Here is a 21,177-nt window from a genome sequence, read left to right as displayed (position 1 = left end):
AGTATATACTGGTCTTATATACAGTAAAGAGGGCGCCGCCATTTTTAACACAGGAAAGGTGCGCCAGTGCGGTGTCGATATGAGAATGCGCTACTGACCATTGGCGCGCGGTACGGATATGGAGTGCAGAGGGTAATGTTGCCACGAAAGAAAAGAGAAGGACGCCAATTCAGGCGCCCTTCTCTGGCAATGCCGTTGTCGGTCAGCGCCGATTAAAACAGCTTGCTGCCCCAGCCGAGCTTGTTGCGCAGCACGTGGAAGTAGCTGTAGTCGAGCGGATGCACCAGATGAAGCTGGTGGTGGCTCTTCTTGATGAGGATCTCGTCCCCCGGGTGGACCGCCAGCGTCACCTGGCCGTCACAGCTGACCTGCATTGCATCGTCCTGATTGTCAGGCGAAACCAGCAGCCGCACTTCGCTGTCGGCATCGAGCACGATGGGACGACTGCTGAGGGTATGCGGGAACATGGGCACCAGCGTGATGGCGTTGAGCTTGGGGGTGAGGATGGCGCCGCCCGCTGACAGGGAGTAGGCGGTTGAGCCGGTCGGGGTGGCCACTATGATGCCGTCCGAACGCTGGCTATACATAAAGCTGCCATCGATATAGACCTCGAACTCGATCATGTGGGCGATCTTGCCCGGGTGCAACACAGCCTCGTTGACCGCCAGATTGCTCGACTTGCGCTCGCCGTGGCGATAGACCGAGGCCTCCAGTAGGAAGCGGTGTTCGCTCTTGTAGTGACCGGAGAGCACCTGCTCCAGCGGCAGCAGATAATCCTGCGGCGAAAGGTCGGTCAGAAAGCCGAGGTTGCCCCGGTTGACCCCGATCACTGCCACGTCGAAGCGCGACAGCACCCGCGCCGCCCCCAGCATATTGCCGTCACCGCCGACCACGATGGCGAGATCGGCCTGCTGGCCGAGCTGCACCAAGTCCATCACGTTTTCATCGAGGATGCTCAGGGTCTGGGCGACCCGGCTCTCCACCAGTACCCGAAAACCGCGGGCGGTCAGGTATTGATGCAGGCCGGTCAGCGTCTGGTTGGCCCCTTCATGGTGGGGTTTGCCAATCAGGGCGATGGTTTTGAACGGAGAATCCATTGTCTGTCGGGTCTAGGATGAGTATTGCGGGCCAGTATACAGTGCTTTGCCCCGCTTGTGACGCTCTCCCGTGTGACGGGGGCTGCTATCCCCTTGAGTCAGCTGGCTAAAGGGTGAGCGGCAACGCCAAGAAACAGCCGCTTGCGGCAGATCATCCACCCTGATTGGCCTTTTACCCCTTGAAAGCCGGGGATGCATCCCCATAATAGCGCCAACATAGTCGGTCTGTTGTCGTCCGGTCGCTCAACCTGACGTCAGGGCCCTCATAAGTAACCCCGGAATTGGAGATGTCATGAACCACGAAGAGCAAAAGGTTGAAGCGATGGAGCAAGTGGAAGTCCAGCCAGTCGAGCCGACCGATGTAGACAGTGAAGTGACAGCCGAGCAGGCCCGCATTGCCGAACTGGAAGCGCAGCTGGAAACCGCCATCCAAAAAGCGGCGGAAGAGCGTGAACGCGCCCTGCGTACCGCCGCCGAAATGGAGAACCTGCGCCGTCGTACCGAGCTGGATGTCGAGAAGGCGCACAAATTCGCTCTGGAGAAGTTCGCAGGCGAACTGCTGCCGGTGCTGGATAACCTTGAGCGCGCCATCGAACTGGCCGACAAGGAGAACGAAGCCCTCAAGCCGATGATCGAAGGTGTCGAGCTGACCCTGAAATCCATGCAGAGCGGCGTGGCCAAGTTCGGTCTGGTGGCGCTCGACCCGCTCAACCAGCCGTTTGACCCCAACGCCCATCAGGCGATGAGCATGGTGCCGAGTGCCGATGTGGCCCCGAATACCGTCATTGCCGTGATGCAGAAGGGCTACGACCTCAACGGTCGGGTGATCCGTCCGGCCATGGTGATGATCGCCAAAGCGGTCGACTGATTGGCTGTGGGTACCCGAGCCCGCCTCGTGGCGGGCTTTTTGTTTCGCAGTGCAGCACCCGCTCATGGTGCCCGGTTTCACGGCTCAACGTGACCGCACAACCATGACAAAGGGTGTGGTTTTTTAGGGTTGGGGCTTGAAGCTGCGTCTGGCGACCCCATATAGGGTACAAGGCCGCGGCGGCACAAAAAATTTGATGCCGGGAGCTTGAAAGCCAGATTGGCAGCCCCCACCTAGCCGTTAACGCATTAAGGCGAGTTCCTCGCCAGTTTATTCAAAGTATTTGGAGATTCGTCAAATGGGTAAAATCATCGGTATTGACCTGGGTACTACCAACTCCTGCGTCGCTATTCTGGATGGCGACACTGCTCGCGTGATCGAGAACGCAGAAGGCGATCGTACTACTCCGTCCATCATTGCCTATGCCGATGATGGCGAGATCCTGGTTGGTCAGCCGGCCAAGCGTCAGGCCATCACCAACCCGAAAAACACCCTGTTCGCCATCAAGCGTCTGATCGGTCGTCGTTTTGAAGATGAAGAAGTGCAGCGTGACCTGAAAATCATGCCGTACGCCATCGCCAAAGCTGACAACGGCGATGCTTGGGTTGAAGTGAAGGGCAAGAAAATGGCACCGCCGCAGATCTCTGCCGAAGTGCTGAAAAAGATGAAGAAGACCGCCGAAGACTACCTGGGTGAGCCGGTAACCGAAGCAGTCATCACTGTTCCGGCCTACTTCAACGACGCCCAGCGTCAGGCGACCAAGGATGCCGGTCGCATCGCCGGTCTGGATGTAAAACGCATCATCAACGAACCGACTGCAGCTGCTTTCGCTTACGGCGTGAACAAGGTCAAGGGCGAGCGCAAGGTTGCTGTATATGACCTGGGTGGCGGTACTTTCGATATCTCCATCATCGAGATCGACGAAGTGGAAGGCGAAACCACCTTCGAAGTACTGGCGACCAACGGTAACACCCACCTGGGTGGTGAAGACTTCGACAACCGCGTCATCAACTATCTGGTCGACGAGTTCAAGCGTGAGCAAGGCATCGACCTGCGTAACGACCAGCTGGCGCTGCAGCGTCTGAAAGATGCCGCCGAGAAAGCCAAGATCGAGCTCTCTTCTGCCCAGCAGACCGACGTCAACCTGCCGTACATCACTGCAGATGCCACCGGTCCGAAGCACATGAACATCAAGGTGACCCGCGCCAAGCTGGAATCCCTGGTAGAAGACATGGTGAAGGACTCTCTGGAGCCGGTTCGTGTCGCCCTGAAAGACTCCGGTCTGGCAGTTGGCGAGATCGACGACGTGATCCTGGTCGGTGGTCAGACCCGTATGCCACTGGTTCAGAAGACTGTTGCCGAGTTCTTTGGCAAAGAGCCGCGTAAAGACGTCAACCCGGACGAAGCCGTGGCCATGGGTGCTGCCATCCAGGGGGCCGTACTGTCCGGTGACAAGACCGACGTACTGCTGCTGGACGTCACCCCGCTCTCCCTGGGTATCGAAACCATGGGTAGCGTGATGACTGCGCTGATCGAGAAGAACACCACCATCCCGACCAAGAAGTCCCAGGTGTTCTCCACTGCCGAAGACAACCAGTCTGCCGTGACCATTCACGTGCTGCAGGGTGAGCGCAAGCGCGCCAGCGACAATAAGTCTCTGGGCCAGTTCAACCTGGAAGGCATCCGTCCGGCACCGCGCGGTCTGCCGCAGATCGAAGTAACCTTCGACATCGATGCCAACGGTATCCTGCACGTCTCTGCGAAAGACAAAGAGACCAACAAAGAGCAGAAGATCACCATCCAGGCCTCCTCTGGTCTGTCTGATGACGAGATCGAGCGCATGGTACGCGAAGCCGAAGCCAACGCGGCCGAGGACAAGAAGTTTGAAGAGCTGGTGCATGCCCGCAACCAGGCTGATGGTCTGGTCCACTCCGTCCGCAAGCAAATCACCGAAGCCGGTGAAGCCCTGCCTGCCGACGAGAAGAGCAAGATCGAAGCTGCGGTAAGCGAGCTGGAAGCGGCCCTCAAGGGTGACGACAAGGCTGCCATCGAAGCCAAACAGCAGGCTCTGCTGGAAGCGTCCCAGAAGCTGATGGAAATTGCCCAGCAGCAGGCTCAGGCCCAGGGCGCAGCCGGTGCTGATGCCGGTCAGTCCTCCTCTTCTGCCAAGGCTGACGACGATGTAGTCGACGCCGAGTTCGAAGAAGTGAAAGACGACAAGAAGTAAGCCCTACCCAGATGGGCGAAGTCCGCTTCGCCCATCGGCTTGGTCAATGAATTCACGGGCGTTGGGTAACCAACGCCCGTCTGCGTAACCACAGGATGAGTATGTCGAAGCGCGATTTCTACGAAGTACTGGGTGTGGCGAAAGATGCCGACGATCGCGAGATCAAGAAGGCGTACAAGCGCCTGGCCATGAAGTATCACCCGGACCGTAACCAGGGTGATGCCGCATCCGAAGAGAAGTTCAAAGAGGTCAAGGAAGCCTACGAGGTCCTGACCGATGCCAACCTGCGTGCCCGATACGATCAGTACGGCCATGCCGGTGTTGACCCGAGCCAGGGTGGCGGTGGCCACGGTGGCTTTGGCGGCAATGCCGACTTCGCCGACATGTTTGGTGACGTATTCGGTGACATCTTCGGCGGTGGCCGTGGTGGTGCCCGTCGTGGCCCGGCCCGTGGCTCCGACCTGCGTTACACCATGGAGCTGACGCTGGAAGAGGCGGTACGCGGGGTCTCCAAGGAGATCAAGGTGCCGACCCTGGTTCACTGCGAAGTCTGTAACGGCTCCGGTGCCCACACCGGCAGCAGTGCCCAGACCTGCCCGACCTGCCACGGCTCCGGCCAGGTGCAGATGCGTCAGGGCTTCTTCGCGGTGCAGCAGGCGTGCCCGCACTGTCACGGTCGTGGCAAGATCATCAAGGATCCGTGCCGCAAGTGCCACGGTGAAGGTCGCTACCAGCGCACCAAGACCCTGTCGGTGAAAATTCCGGCGGGCGTCGATACCGGCGATCGCATCCGTCTCTCCGGCGAAGGGGAAGCGGGGGAAGCAGGGGCTCCGGCAGGGGATCTCTACGTACAGGTACATGTCAAAGAGCACGAGATCTTCGTGCGTGATGGCAACAACCTCTACTGCGAAGTGCCCATCAGCTTCACCGCTGCTGCCCTCGGTGGCGAGATTGAAGTGCCGACCCTGGATGGCCGCGTCAAGCTCAAGGTCACTCCGGAGACCCAGACCGGCAAGATGTTCCGCATGCGCGGCAAGGGCGTGAAGTCCGTGCGATCCGGTCAGGTGGGGGATCTGATGTGCAAGGTGGTGATCGAGACTCCGGTCAACCTCACCGAACAGCAGAAAGAGCTGTTGCGCCAGCTGGACGAGTCGTTCAGCGGTGCCGCTGCCAAGACCCACAAGCCGAAATCGGAAGGCTTCTTCGAAGGGGTGAAACGCTTCTTCGACGATCTGACCAGCTGATTTCAGCCACCCGAATAAACAGAGCCGGCCTTGTGCCGGCTCTTTTTTTGCCCGCCGTTTAGCCAGGATCCGCCCTATTGAGTGGATCCTGATGAGGGATCCTCCTCACAACTCCCGCCAATTCCTGCTGTACAAATGTTATCCCGCTCACACTGTTGCTGAAACGGTTTAGTTGTCATATTGAGTTAGCTAAAGCGGTTTAGCTATGCTCTCGTCGTCGATAACAACAGCGCCCGTTCGGGCTACAGATGACAGGTGAGGAAGATGATGATGTTCAAGAGCAAGTTGGCGCTGGCGGTAGCGCTGGGACTGGGGATGAGCAACCCGCTATGGGCGGCGCAGGCGAGTGTCGCAGGTGAGAGTGTCGAGGCCAGACTGGCGGCGCTGGAGGCGCGGGTACAGGCGGCCGAAGCGAGAGCCGAGGCGGCAGAGATCCGTGCCGATCAGGCCGAGGTGAAGGCGAGCGCCGCCAGCGAGCAGGCGCAGGTGGCCGACAGCCGTAGCCAGAAGGTGGATGAGAAGACCGCCGGTGCCCAGGGCTTCGAGTTTCACGGCTATGCCCGTTCGGGCCTGTTGGTCAACAGCAATGGCAACGGCGGGCGCGGCGGCCCCTACCTCACCCCCGCCGGTTCGGTGGGCGGGGCTGTCGGCCGCCTTGGCAACGAGGATGACACCTACATGGAGGCCAACCTGCTGAAAACCCAGACCTTCGAGGATGGCAGCTGGGCCCGCTACAAGCTGATGCTGGCAGACGGGGTGGAGACCAGCAACGACTGGACCGCCAGCGATTCGAGCCTCAATACCCGTCAGGTGTTTGCCGAGATCGGCAATCTGGCGAGCTTCGACGGCCCGTTCAAGAATGCGGTGCTGTGGGCGGGCAAGCGCTTTGATCGCGACAACTTTGACATCCACTGGCTCGACTCCGACGTGGTGTTCCTGGCCGGTACCGGCGGCGGCGTCTACGACGTGCAGCTGGCCGACAGCTGGAAGGCAAACTTCTCTCTCTATGGCCGCGATTACGGCGACATCAGCGCCAGCGGTCTCTCCGATATCGAGAGCTACATCCTCACCATGAACAACCGCGTCGGCAACTGGCAGTGGATGGTGAACGGTCTCTCGGCCAAGGACAATGACGCCCGCATCAATGACAAGGGGGCGGGCAGCGAGGCGGCGGACAAGGGGGCCCACACCCTGCTGGCCTACCACGGCGAGAGCTTCTTCGGTATCAACCCCGGTTTTGCCAAAGCGGCGGTGCTTTACGGTCATGGGCTGGGGGCCGAGCTCAAGGGGCTGGGCTCTGACAGCGAGCTGCTGCCGGATGCCGATGCAGTGCGGGTCGCCGTGTTTGGCGCCACCGATCTTGGGCCCCGCTGGCGTTTTGCCCCGGCCCTGCTGGCCGAGCAGAGTCAGGATCGCTACGTGAAAGGGGACGAGTACCGCTGGCTCACCTTTAATACCCGGGTGGCGCAGGTGCTGAGCCAGAACGTCGAGCTGGTCTACGAGGCAGCCTGGCAATACATGGATCTCGACCCCAAGGGTTACAAGGGTCGGCAGGCGGTGAACGGCAACTTCACCAAGCTCACCTTCGCCCCCACCTTCAAGGCGCAGACCGCCGGTTTCTTCGAACGCCCCGAGCTGCGGGTATTTGCCACCTGGATGGACTGGTCCTCCGAGCTCGACAACTACGCCAGCGACGATGCCATGGGCCAGAGCAACTTCACCGCTGGTGGCGAGTGGAACTTTGGCGTGCAGATGGAAACCTGGTTCTAGTTCGTTATCCCGATCACAAAAATGGCAGCCGGTGCCGAGATCTGTTGGCTGGCTAAAACGGTTTAGCTGATAATGCCAGCCAACAGAACAGAGTCCGGGTTTGACCGTGGATCCGATGCAGCAGTGGAGTAGCAAGGTGACGAATCGTGTGTGGGTAATGGGGGATGCGGTGGTGGACTTGATCCCGGAAGGGGCATTGCACTACCTCAAGTGTCCGGGTGGCGCGCCTGCCAATGTGGCAGTTGGCGTGGCACGGCTGGGTGGCGATGCGGCCTTTATCGGCCGGGTCGGCGGTGATCCGTTTGGCCGCTTTATGGCCGAGACCCTGAGCGGGGAGGGGGTGGATATCGGTGCGCTGCGGCTCGATCCTGACCATCGCACCTCTACCGTGCTGGTGGCACTGGATGACGAGGGGGAGCGCAGCTTCACCTTTATGGTGCGCCCCAGTGCCGACCAGTTCCTCACCCCAAATGAGTTGCCCCGCTTCGATGCCGGTCAGTGGCTGCTCACTTGCTCCATCGCGCTCGCCAACGAACCGGTGCGCACCAGCTGCCTGCAGGCCATGGCGGCCATCAAGGTGGCAGGCGGGCGGGTCTGCTTCGACCCCAACCTGCGCCCCGAGGTGTGGGGCAACCCGGCCGAGATGCTGCCGCTGGTACGCGAAGCCATCGTGCTGGCGGATGTGGTCAAGCTCTCGGTGGAGGAGCTGCAACTGCTGAGCGGCGAGGATGAACTGGTCGCCGGGCTCGCGACGCTCTCTGGTCCCGCGTTGGTGCTGGTGACCCGGGGGGCGGCCGGTGTGGTGGCCCGTTTGGGTGGCGAACTGCTGGAGTGGGTGGGGCAGAAAGTGACTCCGCTCGACACCACGGGGGCGGGGGATGCCTTTGTCGCCGGGCTGCTGGCGGCGCTGGCCGGACGTTCGTCGCTGCCAACGCTGGCCGAGCTGCCCGCCATCCTGGCGCAGGCTCACGGCTGCGGGGCGCTCGCCACCACTGCCAAGGGGGCGATGACGGCGCTGCCGACCCGCAGCGAACTGGATAAATTTTTGCGATCAGGCACAAGCGGCTGTTGATCTGCGGCTAGAAGCCCGGCTCGACAGCCCCTACTCTCATGTGACAAGGGCCCGCCAGCGTGGCGGGTCATAAGAGGAAGAATATGAATATCAGTGCGATAGCCAAGGATCTGGTGCCCCTGCTCGGGGGCAAGGAGAACATCGTCAGTGCCGCCCACTGCGCCACCCGGCTGCGGTTGGTGCTGGCCGATGACAGCAAGGTAAACAAGGCCGCCATCGACAAGCTGGAGGGGGTCAAGGGGTGCTTTAGCAACGCGGGCCAAATCCAGGTGATCTTCGGCACCGGCTTGGTCAACAAGGTCTATGCGGAGTTTGTGGCGCTGACCGGTACCGGCACCGCCAGCAAGGCGGAGCTGACCGACATGGCGGCGGCCAAACTCAACGTGGCCCAGCGGCTGGCGCGAACCCTCTCCAACATCTTCGTGCCGATCATTCCGGCCATCGTCGCCTCGGGCCTGCTGATGGGGCTGCTCGGCATGGTGCGCACCTACGGTTGGGTCAATGCCGACAGCGCCCTGTTTGTGATGCTCGACATGTTCAGCTCGGCGGCCTTTATCATATTGCCCATTCTGATCGGCTTTACGGCGGCGCGTGAGTTTGGCGGCAATCCGTACCTCGGGGCGACCCTTGGCGGCATCCTCACCCACCCGGCGCTGACCAACGCCTGGGGCGTGGCCGGTGGCTTCAAGACCATGGATTTCTTCGGGCTGGATGTGGCGATGATCGGCTATCAGGGCACCGTCTTCCCGGTGCTGCTGGCGGTCTGGTTCATGTCCCATCTGGAGAAACAGCTGCGCAAGCGTATTCCGGATGCACTGGATCTGATCCTCACGCCGTTTCTCACCGTCATCATCACCGGTTTCGTGGCGCTGCTCTTTATCGGCCCGGCGGGTCGGGTGCTGGGGGATGGCATCTCGTTCGGTCTGAGTGCCCTCTATGAGCAGGCGGGTTGGTTGGCGGGGCTGGTGTTTGGCGGCACCTATTCGCTGATCGTCATCACCGGCATTCATCACAGCTTCCACGCCATCGAGGCTGGGTTGCTGGCCAATCCGCAAATTGGCGTCAATTTCCTGCTGCCCATCTGGGCTATGGCCAACGTGGCGCAGGGCGGGGCTTGCCTCGCGGTCTACTTCAAGACCCGTGATGTGAAGATCAAGGCGATCACAGTGCCGGCTGCCATGTCCTGTCTGCTGGGTATCACCGAAGCGGCGATCTTCGGGGTGAACCTGCGCTACATCAAACCCTTCCTCGCCGGTCTGTTTGGCGGGGCCTGCGGCGGCGCCTACGTGGTGGCGGCCAAGGTGGGGATGACGGCGGTGGGGCTGACCGGTATTCCCGGCATGGCCATCGTCCAGCCCATGAGCCTCATTCACTACATCATCGGGCTGGTGATCGCCTTTGGCACCGCCTTCGCCGCCTCCAGCTTGCTCAAGTACAAGGTGGAGTGATGAAGGAAAGCGATCTTCTCAACCAGATTGTCCGGTCGTTGCTGGCCGGACAGCTCAAGGCGGCGGCTGATCCCCATCGGCCCCGCTGGCATCTGGCAGCCCCGGTGGGGCTGCTCAACGATCCCAACGGTTTTATCGAGCACGACGGATGTTACCACCTCTTCTACCAGTGGAATCCGCTCGGCTGCGAGCACCGCAACAAGGGGTGGGGGCACGTCACTTCCACCGATCTGCTGCACTGGCAGCACGAGCCGGTGGCGCTTCTGCCCACCGAGGCCTATGAGAGTCACGGCTGCTATTCCGGCTCGGCGGTGAGCGATGAGCAGGGGCGCTTGACCCTCATCTACACCGGCAACGTCAAATTCCCGGATGGCAGCCGCACCGCCTATCAGTGTCTGGCCCGCGCCGACGGTGAGGGTTGTTTTGCCAAGCTTGGCCCCGTGCTGGATCTGCCGCAAGGCTACAGCGGCCATGTGCGCGACCCCAAGGTGTGGCACGACGGCCAGCAGTGGCTGATGGTGCTGGGAGCACGCACCCTGGATGACAAGGGCGAAGTGCTGCTCTATCGCGGCGACACCCTGCAAAGTTGGCAGCCGGTAGGCCCCATCGCTGGCAGCGGGCGCGGGGGGCTGGGGGCGTTTGGCTATATGTGGGAGTGCCCGGATCTCTTCCCGCTGGGGGAGCGCCATGTGCTGATCAGCTGCCCCCAAGGCATAGCGCCCCAAGGGGAGGATTATCGCAACCTCTACCAGTGCGGCTGGCTTTCGGGCAACTTCGACGGCGAGCGCTTCGATCACGGGGCTTTCCACGAGCTGGACCGGGGCTTCGAGTTCTATGCCCCCCAGACCACTCTGGATAGCCAGGGTCGGCGCTTGCTGTTTGGCTGGCTGGGTCTGCCGGAGGAGAACGAGATGAGCCAGCCCACTATCCCCTATGGCTGGATCCACCAGATGAGCTGCCCGCGGGAGCTGTTCTGGCAGGATGAGTGGCTCTGTCAGCGACCGGTGGCCGAGCTTGCGGCGCTCAAGGGAGAGCAGACCCGTTTCGAGGGGACGCTCGGTGAATTTCCGGGGCTGGCCATCGACTCGGCCTGGCTCGATCTGGATCTCTGCGGCGAGGGGAGCCTCTGGTTCGGCGCCGTGGCCGAGCTGGTGTGGCAGCCGGGGCGCATCACCCTGCGGCGCCAGAACTGGCAGAGTGGAGCGTGGGAGACCCGCAGCAGCCCATGGGCTGGCGGGCGGATCACCGTCCTGTGTGATCGCTCCAGTCTGGAGTGTTTCATCGATGAGGGTCGTCACAGCCTGTCGGCGCGCTACTTCCCCGGAGAAAAGCCGCAACTTTCATCAGGTAACGGCGCTGATGGCTGCAAAATTTGCCTCAATCACTGGCCGCTGTCGGCGTGCCTAGTACAATAGCCCGGTTCTAGTCAGCCGGGAGGCCAGGTGGAGAAGAAGAAACGGATCACGATTGCCCAGATCGCCGAACTGGCGGGGGTGTCCAAGGCGACCGCCAGTCTGGTGCTCAACGGGAAGAGTGCGGAGTACCGGATTGCCGACGATACCCGCAAGCGCATTCAGGCGGTGGCGGATGAGTGTCACTACCTGCCGAGCTTTCATGCCCGCTCCCTGCGCGAGACCCGCAGTTACACCTGGGGGCTGGTGATCCCCGATCTCACCAACTTCGGTTTTGCCCGCATCGCCCGCGCTCTCGAGGCCCACTGTCGGGAGGCGGGCATCCAGCTGCTGATCGCCTGCTCCGAGGATGATCCCGCCCTCGAGCAGCGGGTGGTGGACAACCTGATCAGCCGTCAGGTGGATGGGCTGATTGTCGCCTCCAGCGGCCACAGCGATGACATCTATGCCCGCATTCACGACCGCCTGCCGGTGGTGCAGCTCGACCGCCATATCGGCGAGTCGCGCCTGCCCATGGTGATCTCCGATGCCTGCAAGGCCACCGCCGAGCTGGTGCGGGACATGACCGGCGAGTGCGGCGAGGAGATCTACTACTTCGGCGGCCTGCTGGATCTCTCCCCCAGCCGTCACCGGCTGGCGGGGTATGAGCTGGGGCTCCATCGCGCCGGTTTTGAAGCAGATGCAGCCCGGGTGCGCCATCGCGACTATCAGCCGAGTTCCGGCTATCAGCTGATGGCCGAGCTGGTGGCCGAGCTGGGGGCGCCCCCCAGGGGGCTCTTTACCGCCTCCTTTACCCTGCTGGAGGGGGTGCTGCGCTACCTCAACGAGGCGGGGCTGATGGAGACGGGCATGCGGCTGTGCACCTTCGATGATCACGACCTGCTCGACTGCATTCCCATGCGCATCGACTCGGTGGCGCAGGATTGCCCGGCGCTGGCCCGGGCCGCCTTCGAGCTGATGCAGCAGCTGATTGCGGGCAATCCCCCAGCGCAGACTGCCCAGGTGATTACCCCCAAGGTATGCTGGCGCAGTCGCCGCTAGCCACGCCGCTTCGCCCATCCCATATGAAAAGCCCCGCCATTGCTGGCGGGGCTTTTTGCTGTTGGTGGATGGAGCCATTCCTCTGACTGGCAGCTCAATCCGTGGTGCTGGCGCGCCAGAATACCTGCTTGATATGGGGATGGATGGCCAGTTTTTGCATCAGGGCATCCAGCTCGTCGCCATCGATGGAGGTGGCGAGCAGCACCGCCGAGATCTCCAGATCCCGCACTCCGAACGGCTCGATATCGAGTTCGCTCAAGGGGTAGTTTGCCTGCTCCAGCATCTCTTCCAGCCAGTGCAGCACCTCTTTTTGATGTTCACGCTGGGTCAGCGCCGTCACCTTGTAGGTCACTTCGGTGTCGGTATTGTCCACCGGGCGGCGGTTGATCTGATTGACCAGCGGGCGCAGCAGGGTATTGGCGGCCAGCACGAACAGGGCGCCCAGAATTGCCTCCATGGCCAGTCCGGCGCCACAAGCGGCGCCGACCGCTGCCACGCCCCAGAGGGTGGCGGCAGTGTTGATACCGCGGATATTGCCCGACTCGCGCATGATGACGCCGGCGCCGAGAAAGCCGATGCCGGAGACGATATAGGCCACCACATGGACCACGTTGTAGTTGCCGCCATGCAGGTCATAGATGCGCTGGGCCAGACTGACGAACAGGGCGGCCCCCACGGCGACCAGCACGTTGGTGCGAAGGCCCGCGGTACGTTGGCGGTACTGGCGCTCCAGCCCGACCAGACTGCCGAGCACAAAGGCGAGCAGCAGGCTGGCCTGGGTGTCGAGCAGGGAGATCATGTCAATTTGTTGCCACATCTTCATGGCGTACTCCTTCTGATGAGTGCTGGCTTGGCGCAATCCATGATGAAACACCGGGAGGCGGATGGATCAGGGGATGATTGCGCGGATGGCCAGCAGAAAAACAACAGAGCGCCCGCCTTCGGGCGCTCGGGATGCGAGCCGAGCATAGGCGCGAGCATAGGTTCGAACATAGGTGCGAGCATGGTCGGCGTATCGGCTATCCGATCCGCCGCAGAGCAAGCTGTTGCTCACGACAAGGGGGCCAGCGTGGCTGGCCCCTTTCACTGTGGTTAACGCAGGTGTGCGGTCAGTTGAGTTCGGGATCGCAGTCGATGCGCGGGCGCAGTTGCCAGCGCACCGGATGTGCCACCCCGACCTGATGAACAAACTGCACCAGATAGCGTCGCTGGGGCGGGGTGCACTGCAGGTTGAGCACCAGCTCACGCCCGCCGCCGCGACCCGGCTTCATCGATTGCATCGGTTGCAGCCCCGCCGGTTGCAGGGTGTGGTTCACCAGATCCAGCACCTGCTCCATATCGGCGCGATCCTCGCAGCGGATCTGCAGCCGGTAGTGGTGCTGACGCTGTTTGCCGCCCAGCCAGCGTGGCAACATGCCACGGCCGAGCTTGCTCAGCAGGGGGTGAGCCCGGGTTGCAACAGAACCTGTTGCGACCGCGCGATCCGCAGCCGGTTTGATTGAGATAAAACGCATAGCAGCCTCCTTGTGGGAAGCAGAAACTATGCAGGCATGGCGACCGTGGCGGTTGGCCACTGGTTGCCAGACGTCAAGTGTAAAAAGGGAGAAGAGGGGAGTGGATTTCCGCTTCTCGCAGGGTTGCGAGTTGCGGCAGAGGAAATCTGCGGCTAGCTCGCGACCGGGGTGCCGACGATAAGGGTCGGCAGACATCTGTCACTTGATGAGTTGCCCACTGATGGTCTCCGCTATTGATAAGAGGCTTGAATGATAGCCGAGGCGGCAGGCAGGGTAAACCCCGCGCCGCCCGCAGCAACATCTTGAAACATAATCGAAAGCCCCGTTTTGCCGCGCAGGGCCGCCAAAAGCAGACCCGGCGAGGGCCGGGTCTGCGGGGTCATTCAGTCTTGTCGATGCCGAGGTATTTGAGCATCAGTTTCTCGTAGATGGGCTCGGTATCCCCCACCTGCATCTTGTGCAGGAAGTACTTCTCGAAGGCGATCTTGGCCAGATGGACCCACTTTCCTTTCTTGAACCAGGCGACGTTGCGCGGCGGGATCTGCGGCATGGCGACGAAGGCGGCACCGGTGTCCCCCATGTCTGCCAGACAGATGGCATTCCACACCGCCTTGGTCACCGGCTGCTGGCCGCTGAGCTCCGCCTTGATGTTGTGGCTAAGGGTGCGCACCATCGCCTCAATCATGTAGCCGGTCTTGGGCACCCCGGTTGGTACCGGCGTCTTGTGCGGCGGTGCAATGGCGATGCAGACACCGGCGGCGTAAATCTGCGGGAAGGCGGGGTTGCGCTGGTGTTCGTCGACGATGACAAAGCCGCGGGGATTGACCAGCCCCTCGATGTCCCGCAGCGGCGCTATGCCGACAAAGGCGGGCAGCATCATGGCGTGTTTGTAGGGCAGGGTGTGCGTGCGTTTGAGGTTGCCCTCATCGTCCAGCTCCTCCACCGTCATCTGGCCATCTTGCGCCGCCACGGTGCGGGCATTGCAGATCCACTGCACGTCGCGCATCCGCAATTCGCTCTCAAGCATCCCTTTGGAGTCACCCACGCCGTTGAGACCCAGATGGCCGATATAGGGCTCGCTGGTGACAAAGGTCATGGGTACATTCTTTCTCACCTTCTTGTCGCGCAGGTGGCGATCGAGGATGAACGCGTACTCGTAGGCGGGGCCGAAGCAGGAGGCCCCCGGCATGGCGCCGACAATCACCGGGCCGGGTTTGTCGACCAGTGCGCTGACACTGTGGCGGCACTCTTCGGCGTGGGAGAGGGTACAGACGCTGGTGGTGCCACCGGATTCGGGGCCAGCCCCTGCCACCTCGTCAAAGGCGAGGGCCGGGCCGGTGCAGATCGCCAGAAAGTCGTAACGCAGGGTCTGGCCATCGGAGAGGGTGAGCTGCTGCGCAGCCGGCTGCAGCTCGGTCAGGGCGGCATGGATAAAGCGGATCCCCTTCTTCTTCACATGGGGTTCGATGGGGATCGAAATTTCCTTGCGCTCCCGCCACTGGACGGCGATCCAGGGGTTTGAGGGGTTGAATTCAAAGTCGGGCTTGTCGTTGACGAGGATAACCTCATGCTGCTTGCCCAGCTCGGCCTTGAGTTCGTAAGCGGCTGACATGCCACCCAGACCCGCGCCGATGACGATTACTGTTGCCATGTTCAGCCTCCTGCCTTTATTACACGGCCGTGTGAGCCGGGTCATCAGACCCGGTTATGACACTGCTATTCACGCCTGTTCTGTCTATTTGAACCCCATCCGTTTGAGGATCATTGCGGCCGGGCAGAAACCGGTGAAGGCGCTCTGGATCAGGTTGACCCCGACAAAAGCGCTCAACCAGACAAAGCCCGGATGGACCCAGGCGGTAAGGATCAGCGAGAGCAGCAACATGCAACCCGCGACGATTCTGACGCCGTTATCTACTGTCATGGTCTTTCCCCTATATACTTTAGATGTTGCTAATTTAGTGTTGTTTTATACAATAGAGCAAATATCAGCAATTGCTAATTTACGCTTATGAGCCAATTCGACGAGATGAACAGACATGCGACAGCCGCCGCCTCCCTGCTCAAGGCGTTGGCTCATCCTGAACGCCTGATGGTGCTCTGCCAGCTGGTGGAGGGGGAGAAGGGGGTCGGGGAGCTGCTGGCCCACAGCCAGCTCGGGCAGTCGGCCTTCTCCCAGCAACTTTCGGTATTGAAGCGCTACGGCCTGATCCGTTCGCGCAAGGTCTCCCAGCAGATCTACTACTCGCTGGTGAGCGAGGCGGCCGCCGATGTGTTGGGGGCGCTGCAAACCCATTTTTGTCACTCAGAAAATAAGGAATCTTGATGATGGAAAGCCAATGGCTGCTCTCTTTGGGCGGCGGCATGCTGGCAGGGCTGTCGGCTCTGATCCTGATGCTGTTCAACGGCCGGGTGGCCGGGATCAGCGGCATTCTGGCCGGTGCCTTGCAACACCGGGCGCCGTGGCGGGTGCTGTTTTTGCTGGGATTAGGTGCTGGCGCCTGGCTGGCGCTGACCCTGGGTTGGGCCAGCATGCCTGCATTTACCACCTTGCCCGGTTGGCCGGTGGTGCTGGTGGCCGGTCTGCTGGTCGGCATCGGTACCCGTCTTGGTAATGGCTGCACCAGCGGCCACGGCATCTGTGGCATGGGGCGGCTCTCCCTGCGCTCCATCGTCGCCACCCTGACCTTTATGGCGGCTGGCTTTATCACCGTTTTCGTCACTCATCATCTGCTGTAAGGGGCTGATTGCCATGAAGTTGCTGACAAGTTTGTTTGCGGGTGTGTTGTTCGGACTGGGGATGGCCATCTCCGGCATGGTGGATCCCGCCCGGGTCACCGGTTTTCTCGATCTGGCCGGGGCCTGGGATCCCAGCCTCGCCTTCGTGATGGGAGGGGCTCTGCTGGTCTTTATGCCGGGTTATTTTCTGCTGGTGAAACCCCGTCGCCAGAGTGTGCTGGGGGAGCCCATCGTCGCCGTACCTGCCCCCCGGCTGGATCGCCGCCTGATCGGCGGGGCCGCGCTGTTTGGCATCGGCTGGGGATTGGTGGGCATCTGCCCGGGGCCAGCCTTGAGTCTCATTTCCAGCGGGCAGCCCATGATAATGTTGTTTATAGCGGCCATGGTGGCCGGGATCTTGCTCTTTGATAGAGGGTTGGCCAAGGTGCTGGTTCGGAAAAAGGATAAGGTGCGCCAGTCTCATACCGCCTGATCCCGTGCAGTGACTGATGATGCCAGGGAAGGAGAGTGATGATGGAAAAGATCCGGTTGCTGGGGATCACCTTGCTGGTGATGACATCGCAGGCCATGACATTCCCCCGGGCTCTTGCCGCAGAAGGTGAGCCTATTGCCCCGCTGACAGAGCCCTTGCTGACAGTGGCGCCACAGCCGGTGACCGACTGGCTGACGCTGGATGGCACCGTCAGTGCCATCAATCAGGGGACGGTGGCGGCCCAGACCAGCGGCCGGGTCTCCCGTATGCTGGTGGATGTGAACGATCAGGTGCAGGCGGGGCAGCCGCTGCTGGAGATCAGCGGCAAAGAGCAGTTTGCCGCCGTCACGGGTGCCGAGGCGCGGCTGGCGCGAGCGCAGGCCCAGCAAGTGGAAGCCGAGCGTCAGCTCGCCCGCTTTCAGGCGCTGATTACCAAAGGGGTGATCACTCGCGCCCAGCTCGACAGTGCCCAGGCGACTGACCGGGCCGCCCGCGCCGAGGTGAACGCCGCCGATGCGGCCCTCACTCAGGCCCGCGAGGCTTACGGTTATACCCGCATTCTGGCCCCCTACGCCGGGGTGGTGACTAAACGGTTGGTGGAGTTGGGGGAGACGGTGGCCCCCGGTACCCCGCTGCTCTCCGGCTTCTCCCTCGACACCTTGCGGGTGGAGGTGGAGTTGCCCCAATCCGCCCTGACGCTGGCTCGTGAGCCTGCGGATGTGCAGGTGCTGCTGCCGGATGGCAAGTCTGTTACCCCGGTCAAATTGACCCGCTTCAACTATGCCGACAGCCAGAGCCACGCCTTCAGGTTGCGCCTCGACTTGCCGCCGCAAACCGCCGGGGTATTGCCCGGCATGTGGCTCAAGGTGCAGCTCAAACAGGGTGAACGTCAGGTGTTGCAGGTGCCGGATCGCGCCCTGCTGCGGCAAGGGGAGTTCAACGGCGTCTATCTGCAGCAGCCTGCTGGCTGGGCCCTGACGCCGGTGCGGGTCGGCCATTGCTTTGAAGGGCAGTGCGAGATCCTGGCCGGGCTGCAAGCCGGTGACAAGCTGGCTCCCGATGGCTGGGCGCAGCAGCAGGAGGTGGCCCATGAGTAGCGAGCTGAACGGCAACAAGGAGAGGCTGGGGCCTGCCGGTCGGCTGGCTGCGCTGTTTCAGGGCTCGGCCATCACCCCGCTGCTGGCGCTGGTGGGGCTGTTGCTCGGTCTGTTTGCAGTGCTGGTGACCCCCAAGGAGGAGGAGCCGCAGATCGATGTCACCTTCGCCGATGTCTACATTCCCTTCCCGGGAGCCACTCCGGCTGAAGTGGCCTCTCTCGTTACTACTCCTGCCGAGCAGGTGGTCTCCCAGATAAAGGGCATTGATACCCTCTACTCTTTTTCCCAACCCGATGGTGCCCTGCTGGTGGTGGTGTTCAAGGTGGGGGTGAGCCGCGAGCAGGCCATTGTCGATCTCAACAACCAGCTCGACTCCAACCGCGACTGGTTGCCACAGGGGATCGGAGTCGGTCAGCCACTGGTAAAACCCCGGGGGATCGATGATGTCCCCATCGTCAGTTTGACCTTATGGAGCAAAGAGTGGAACAAAGAGGGGAGCAAGCAACTGGGCGCCCCCGAGCTGACCCGGGTCGCCCATGAGCTGGAGACCGAACTCAAGCGCATTCCCGGTACTCGCGATATCTACACTCTGGGCAGCCAGAGCGCCGTGCTGCGGGTGATGCCGGATCCGGCGGCCCTCAGCGCCCACGGCATCAGCTGGGGTGAGCTGAGCCAGCGACTTGCCGCCGCCAATCAGGCGGGCCCGACACAGGCCATCGAGCAAGACAACAGTGAGATCAAGGTGCAGGTGGGGCAGTTTCTGCAAAGCGAGCAGGAGGCCCGCGAGCTGTTGGTGGGGCTGCACGACGGCAAGCCGGTCTATCTGGGGGAGGTGGCCAGGGTCTCTCTGGGTCAGGAGACCCCGACCAAGCGCAGCTGGATGGGGCTGGGGCAGGCCAGTTATCCGGCGGTGACGCTGGCCATCGGCAAGCAGCCGGGTCAGAACGCGGTCGATGTGGCCAAGCGGGTGGAGGCGCGGGTCGAGAGCCTCAAAAATCGACTCATTCCGACTGGCGTCGAGGTGACGGTGACCCGGGACTACGGCGTTACCGCCGAGACCAAATCCAACACTCTCATCGGCAAGCTGATTTTTGCCACCACGGCGGTGGTGCTGCTGGTGCTGGTGAGCATGGGCTGGCGCGAGGCGCTGGTGGTGGGGGTGGCCATCGTCATCACCCTGGCGCTGACCCTTTTTGCCAGCTGGGCGTGGGGTTTTACCCTCAACAGGGTGTCGCTGTTTGCGCTGATCTTCTCCATCGGCATTCTGGTGGATGACGCCATCGTGGTGGTGGAGAACATCCACCGCCATCGCGGTTTGGGCAGGGGGTCGCTCAAGGATCTCATTCCGGGGGCGGTGGACGAGGTGGGGGGGCCGACCATACTGGCGACCCTGACCGTCATCGCGGCCCTGCTGCCGATGGCCTTTGTTAGCGGCCTGATGGGCCCCTACATGAGCCCCATCCCCATCAATGCCAGCATGGGGATGCTGCTCTCCCTGCTGGTGGCCTTTATCTTCTCCCCCTGGTTGGCGAGCCATTTGCTCAAGGGGGAGGTGCAGGCTGCCGACGGCGAGACTAAGGCTGGTCTCTTTCACCGGCTGATGACCCCTTTTCTGATCGGTGATGGCGCTAAGAAGGCCAGACGCAAGCTCTGGCTGGTGGTGTTGCTGCTGGTCGGGGCCGCCACCGCCATGCCGGTGGTGCAGTGGGTGGTGCTCAAGATGCTCCCCTTTGACAACAAGTCGGAATTCCAGCTGGTGCTCGATATGCCGGAGGGGGCGACCCTGGAGCAGACCGAGCGTACCCTGCTGGCGGTCGGGCGGGAGCTTGCCAAGGTGGAGGAGGTGAAGGATTACCAGATCTACGCCGGTACCGCCGCCCCCATCAACTTCAATGGCCTGGTGCGCCACTACTTTATCCGCAGCGGCGCCAACGTGGGGGATATTCAGGTCAATCTGGTGGACAAGCATGAGCGGGATCGCAGCAGTCACCAGATTGCCCAGTCGGTTCGGGCACCGCTGCAGGCCATCGCCAGTGCGGCAGGGGGCAACCTAAAGGTGGTGGAGGTGCCGCCTGGCCCGCCGGTCTGGTCACCCATCGTTGCTGAAATCTATGGCCCGACGCCAGCTGCCCGTGAAGCTGCGTCGCGCGCCGTACAGGCCCGTTTTGTGGCCACCGCGGATCTGGTGGACGTGGATATCTATCTGACCGACCCGCAGCCCAAGTGGCGACTGGTGGTGGATCGCAGCAAGGCTGCCCTGCTCGGGGTCGATCTCGGGGTACTGGTGAACACCCTCAACGGCGGCGTGGGCTATCAGGATGCCAGCTGGCTACAGGGTCATGGCGCCAAGTATCCGGTGCCAGTGCGCATCGAGCTGGCCCCCGGTGACAAGCGGGATCTGGCGGGTGTGCTGGCGCTCAAGGTGCGCAGCCAGAACGGCCAGCTCATCCGGGTCTCCGAGCTGGTGAGTCGCCGTGATGAGCTGGCCCCCAGCTATATCATGCACAAGAACATGCAGCCCATGGTGATGGTGGTGGCCGATATGGGCGGTCATACCGACAGCCCGCTCTACGGCATGTTCGCCGCCGGTGCCGACATCTCGCTGCCCCAGTATTACGTGCAGCAGCCCGACAAGCTGGGTGAGGTGGCGCTGTTGTGGGACGGGGAGTGGAAGATCACCTACGAGACCTTCCGCGACATGGGTATCGCCTACGGGGTGGGGATGATCCTCATCTACCTGCTGGTGGTGGCCCAGTTCCGCTCCTATCTGGTGCCGCTCATCATCATGGCTCCCATTCCGCTCACCCTCATCGGGGTGATGCCGGGCCACGCCCTGTTGGGGGCCCAGTTTACTGCCACCTCGATGATCGGGATGATCGCCCTGGCCGGGATCATCGTACGCAACAGCATCCTGCTGGTGGACTTTATCGAGCAGCAGCGCAGCGCCGGAGTGGCATTCGAGCAGGCGGTGATCGAAGCGGCGCAGGTGCGGGCCAAACCCATCATGCTGACGGCGCTGGCGGCGATGATCGGGGCCCTGTTTATCCTCGATGATCCCATCTTCAACGGACTGGCCATCAGCCTGATTTTCGGGATCCTGGTCTCCACCTTGCTCACCTTGGTGGTGATACCCTTGCTCTATTATGCCCTGCTCTCCCGACGCTCATGACGGGAGTCAC

The 21,177-nt window shown here is 62.0% G+C and carries 18 protein-coding genes; 13 read left to right on the top strand and 5 right to left on the bottom strand.

Going from position 1 to position 21,177, the window contains the following annotated elements; translation table 11 throughout:
- Positions 1-212: 212 nt before the first annotated feature.
- Entirely contained in the window at positions 213-1,097 is an 885-nt protein-coding gene (nadK, locus tag BSP75_RS03580; protein WP_005338038.1) for an NAD(+) kinase, read from the bottom strand.
- 292 nt (positions 1,098-1,389) lie between these two features.
- Here nadK and grpE point away from each other — a divergent pair, with 292 nt between their 5' ends.
- The 8 genes from grpE to BSP75_RS03540 all read left to right on the top strand — a co-directional run bounded on the left by grpE (position 1,390) and on the right by BSP75_RS03540 (position 12,179).
- Positions 1,390-1,965: a nucleotide exchange factor GrpE gene (gene grpE / locus BSP75_RS03575; protein ID WP_042058176.1), complete on the top strand. Its 576-nt coding sequence runs from the start codon at positions 1,390-1,392 to the stop codon at positions 1,963-1,965.
- A gap of 298 nt (positions 1,966-2,263) precedes the next feature.
- On the top strand, positions 2,264-4,192 hold the full coding sequence (dnaK, locus tag BSP75_RS03570) for a molecular chaperone DnaK (protein ID WP_042058174.1): 1,929 nt from the start codon (positions 2,264-2,266) through the stop codon (positions 4,190-4,192).
- A 101-nt stretch (positions 4,193-4,293) separates the two neighbouring features.
- Positions 4,294-5,436, top strand: coding sequence for a molecular chaperone DnaJ (gene dnaJ / locus BSP75_RS03565; protein ID WP_033136595.1), 1,143 nt, complete (start codon positions 4,294-4,296; stop codon positions 5,434-5,436).
- Positions 5,437-5,700: 264 nt separating this feature from the next.
- Positions 5,701-7,206, top strand: a complete 1,506-nt coding sequence (locus tag BSP75_RS03560; protein WP_148140604.1) for a carbohydrate porin — start codon at positions 5,701-5,703, stop codon at positions 7,204-7,206.
- Between the two features lie 115 nt (positions 7,207-7,321).
- Positions 7,322-8,278: an aminoimidazole riboside kinase gene (locus tag BSP75_RS03555; protein WP_075112257.1), complete on the top strand. Its 957-nt coding sequence runs from the start codon at positions 7,322-7,324 to the stop codon at positions 8,276-8,278.
- An 83-nt stretch (positions 8,279-8,361) separates the two neighbouring features.
- Complete coding sequence (locus BSP75_RS03550) at positions 8,362-9,726, top strand: sucrose-specific PTS transporter subunit IIBC (protein WP_075112249.1); 1,365 nt, start codon at positions 8,362-8,364, stop codon at positions 9,724-9,726.
- Positions 9,726-11,141: a sucrose-6-phosphate hydrolase gene (locus BSP75_RS03545; RefSeq protein WP_075112248.1), complete on the top strand. Its 1,416-nt coding sequence runs from the start codon at positions 9,726-9,728 to the stop codon at positions 11,139-11,141. The genes BSP75_RS03550 and BSP75_RS03545 overlap by 1 nt, the downstream gene beginning before the upstream one ends.
- A 27-nt stretch (positions 11,142-11,168) precedes the next feature.
- Positions 11,169-12,179, top strand: coding sequence for a LacI family DNA-binding transcriptional regulator (locus tag BSP75_RS03540; protein ID WP_075112247.1), 1,011 nt, complete (start codon positions 11,169-11,171; stop codon positions 12,177-12,179).
- A gap of 94 nt (positions 12,180-12,273) precedes the next feature.
- Here BSP75_RS03540 and BSP75_RS03535 read toward each other — a convergent pair whose 3' ends face one another.
- The 4 genes from BSP75_RS03535 to BSP75_RS03515 all read right to left on the bottom strand — a co-directional run bounded on the left by BSP75_RS03535 (position 12,274) and on the right by BSP75_RS03515 (position 15,614).
- Positions 12,274-13,002 carry an MgtC/SapB family protein gene (locus BSP75_RS03535; RefSeq protein ID WP_075112246.1) on the bottom strand — a complete coding sequence of 243 codons (729 nt, stop codon included), beginning with the start codon at positions 13,000-13,002 and terminating at the stop codon, positions 12,274-12,276.
- A 286-nt stretch (positions 13,003-13,288) separates the two neighbouring features.
- Positions 13,289-13,693, bottom strand: a complete 405-nt coding sequence (locus tag BSP75_RS03525) for a hypothetical protein (protein ID WP_042657035.1) — start codon at positions 13,691-13,693, stop codon at positions 13,289-13,291.
- A gap of 379 nt (positions 13,694-14,072) precedes the next feature.
- Complete coding sequence (locus BSP75_RS03520) at positions 14,073-15,344, bottom strand: FAD/NAD(P)-binding oxidoreductase (RefSeq protein WP_075112244.1); 1,272 nt, start codon at positions 15,342-15,344, stop codon at positions 14,073-14,075.
- 84 nt (positions 15,345-15,428) lie between these two features.
- The gene (locus tag BSP75_RS03515) at positions 15,429-15,614 is read right to left on the bottom strand and encodes a DUF2892 domain-containing protein (RefSeq protein ID WP_075112243.1); all 186 of its coding nucleotides are present in this window, start codon (positions 15,612-15,614) and stop codon (positions 15,429-15,431) included.
- A gap of 87 nt (positions 15,615-15,701) precedes the next feature.
- On the opposite strand from BSP75_RS03515, the gene BSP75_RS03510 reads away from it, so the two are divergent.
- From BSP75_RS03510 to BSP75_RS03490, 5 genes are read left to right on the top strand one after another with little or no spacing between them, the layout of a single operon-like run.
- Positions 15,702-16,016, top strand: coding sequence for a metalloregulator ArsR/SmtB family transcription factor (locus BSP75_RS03510; RefSeq protein WP_005338008.1), 315 nt, complete (start codon positions 15,702-15,704; stop codon positions 16,014-16,016).
- Positions 16,016-16,429, top strand: a complete 414-nt coding sequence (locus BSP75_RS03505) for a YeeE/YedE family protein (RefSeq protein WP_075112242.1) — start codon at positions 16,016-16,018, stop codon at positions 16,427-16,429. Before BSP75_RS03510 ends, BSP75_RS03505 begins: the two co-directional genes overlap by 1 nt.
- Positions 16,430-16,442: 13 nt before the next feature.
- On the top strand, positions 16,443-16,901 hold the full coding sequence (locus BSP75_RS03500) for a YeeE/YedE family protein (RefSeq protein WP_075112241.1): 459 nt from the start codon (positions 16,443-16,445) through the stop codon (positions 16,899-16,901).
- 41 nt (positions 16,902-16,942) lie between these two features.
- Entirely contained in the window at positions 16,943-17,998 is a 1,056-nt protein-coding gene (locus BSP75_RS03495; RefSeq protein WP_075112240.1) for an efflux RND transporter periplasmic adaptor subunit, read from the top strand.
- A complete protein-coding gene (locus BSP75_RS03490; RefSeq protein ID WP_075112239.1) occupies positions 17,991-21,167 on the top strand; it encodes an efflux RND transporter permease subunit in 3,177 nt (1,058 codons plus the stop codon). The genes BSP75_RS03495 and BSP75_RS03490 overlap by 8 nt, the downstream gene beginning before the upstream one ends.
- Positions 21,168-21,177 lie beyond the last annotated feature (10 nt).

The sequence above is a fragment of the Aeromonas sp. YN13HZO-058 genome, from assembly GCF_001921245.1.
In the GTDB taxonomy this organism is placed as follows: Bacteria; Pseudomonadota; Gammaproteobacteria; order Enterobacterales; family Aeromonadaceae; genus Aeromonas; species Aeromonas allosaccharophila.
Note: the sequence above shows the minus strand (reverse complement) of the source record. Positions and strands in the feature narration are given on the sequence as shown.

Bases quoted from the DNA above. Each gene is read 5' to 3' on its own strand.
- BSP75_RS03545 (WP_075112248.1), top strand. From the start codon at position 9,726: ATGAAGGAAAGCGATCTTCTCAACCAGATTGTCCGGTCGTTGCTGGCC.
- BSP75_RS03525 (WP_042657035.1), bottom strand. From the start codon at position 13,693: ATGCGTTTTATCTCAATCAAACCGGCTGCGGATCGCGCGGTCGCAACA.
- BSP75_RS03535 (WP_075112246.1), bottom strand. From the start codon at position 13,002: ATGAAGATGTGGCAACAAATTGACATGATCTCCCTGCTCGACACCCAG.
- BSP75_RS03490 (WP_075112239.1), top strand. From the start codon at position 17,991: ATGAGTAGCGAGCTGAACGGCAACAAGGAGAGGCTGGGGCCTGCCGGT.
- dnaK (WP_042058174.1), top strand. From the start codon at position 2,264: ATGGGTAAAATCATCGGTATTGACCTGGGTACTACCAACTCCTGCGTC.
- grpE (WP_042058176.1), top strand. From the start codon at position 1,390: ATGAACCACGAAGAGCAAAAGGTTGAAGCGATGGAGCAAGTGGAAGTC.
- nadK (WP_005338038.1), bottom strand. From the start codon at position 1,097: ATGGATTCTCCGTTCAAAACCATCGCCCTGATTGGCAAACCCCACCAT.
- BSP75_RS03505 (WP_075112242.1), top strand. From the start codon at position 16,016: ATGATGGAAAGCCAATGGCTGCTCTCTTTGGGCGGCGGCATGCTGGCA.
- BSP75_RS03555 (WP_075112257.1), top strand. From the start codon at position 7,322: ATGCAGCAGTGGAGTAGCAAGGTGACGAATCGTGTGTGGGTAATGGGG.
- BSP75_RS03500 (WP_075112241.1), top strand. From the start codon at position 16,443: ATGAAGTTGCTGACAAGTTTGTTTGCGGGTGTGTTGTTCGGACTGGGG.
- BSP75_RS03495 (WP_075112240.1), top strand. From the start codon at position 16,943: ATGGAAAAGATCCGGTTGCTGGGGATCACCTTGCTGGTGATGACATCG.
- BSP75_RS03520 (WP_075112244.1), bottom strand. From the start codon at position 15,344: ATGGCAACAGTAATCGTCATCGGCGCGGGTCTGGGTGGCATGTCAGCC.
- BSP75_RS03550 (WP_075112249.1), top strand. From the start codon at position 8,362: ATGAATATCAGTGCGATAGCCAAGGATCTGGTGCCCCTGCTCGGGGGC.
- BSP75_RS03560 (WP_148140604.1), top strand. From the start codon at position 5,701: ATGATGATGTTCAAGAGCAAGTTGGCGCTGGCGGTAGCGCTGGGACTG.
- BSP75_RS03515 (WP_075112243.1), bottom strand. From the start codon at position 15,614: ATGACAGTAGATAACGGCGTCAGAATCGTCGCGGGTTGCATGTTGCTG.
- BSP75_RS03510 (WP_005338008.1), top strand. From the start codon at position 15,702: ATGAGCCAATTCGACGAGATGAACAGACATGCGACAGCCGCCGCCTCC.
- dnaJ (WP_033136595.1), top strand. From the start codon at position 4,294: ATGTCGAAGCGCGATTTCTACGAAGTACTGGGTGTGGCGAAAGATGCC.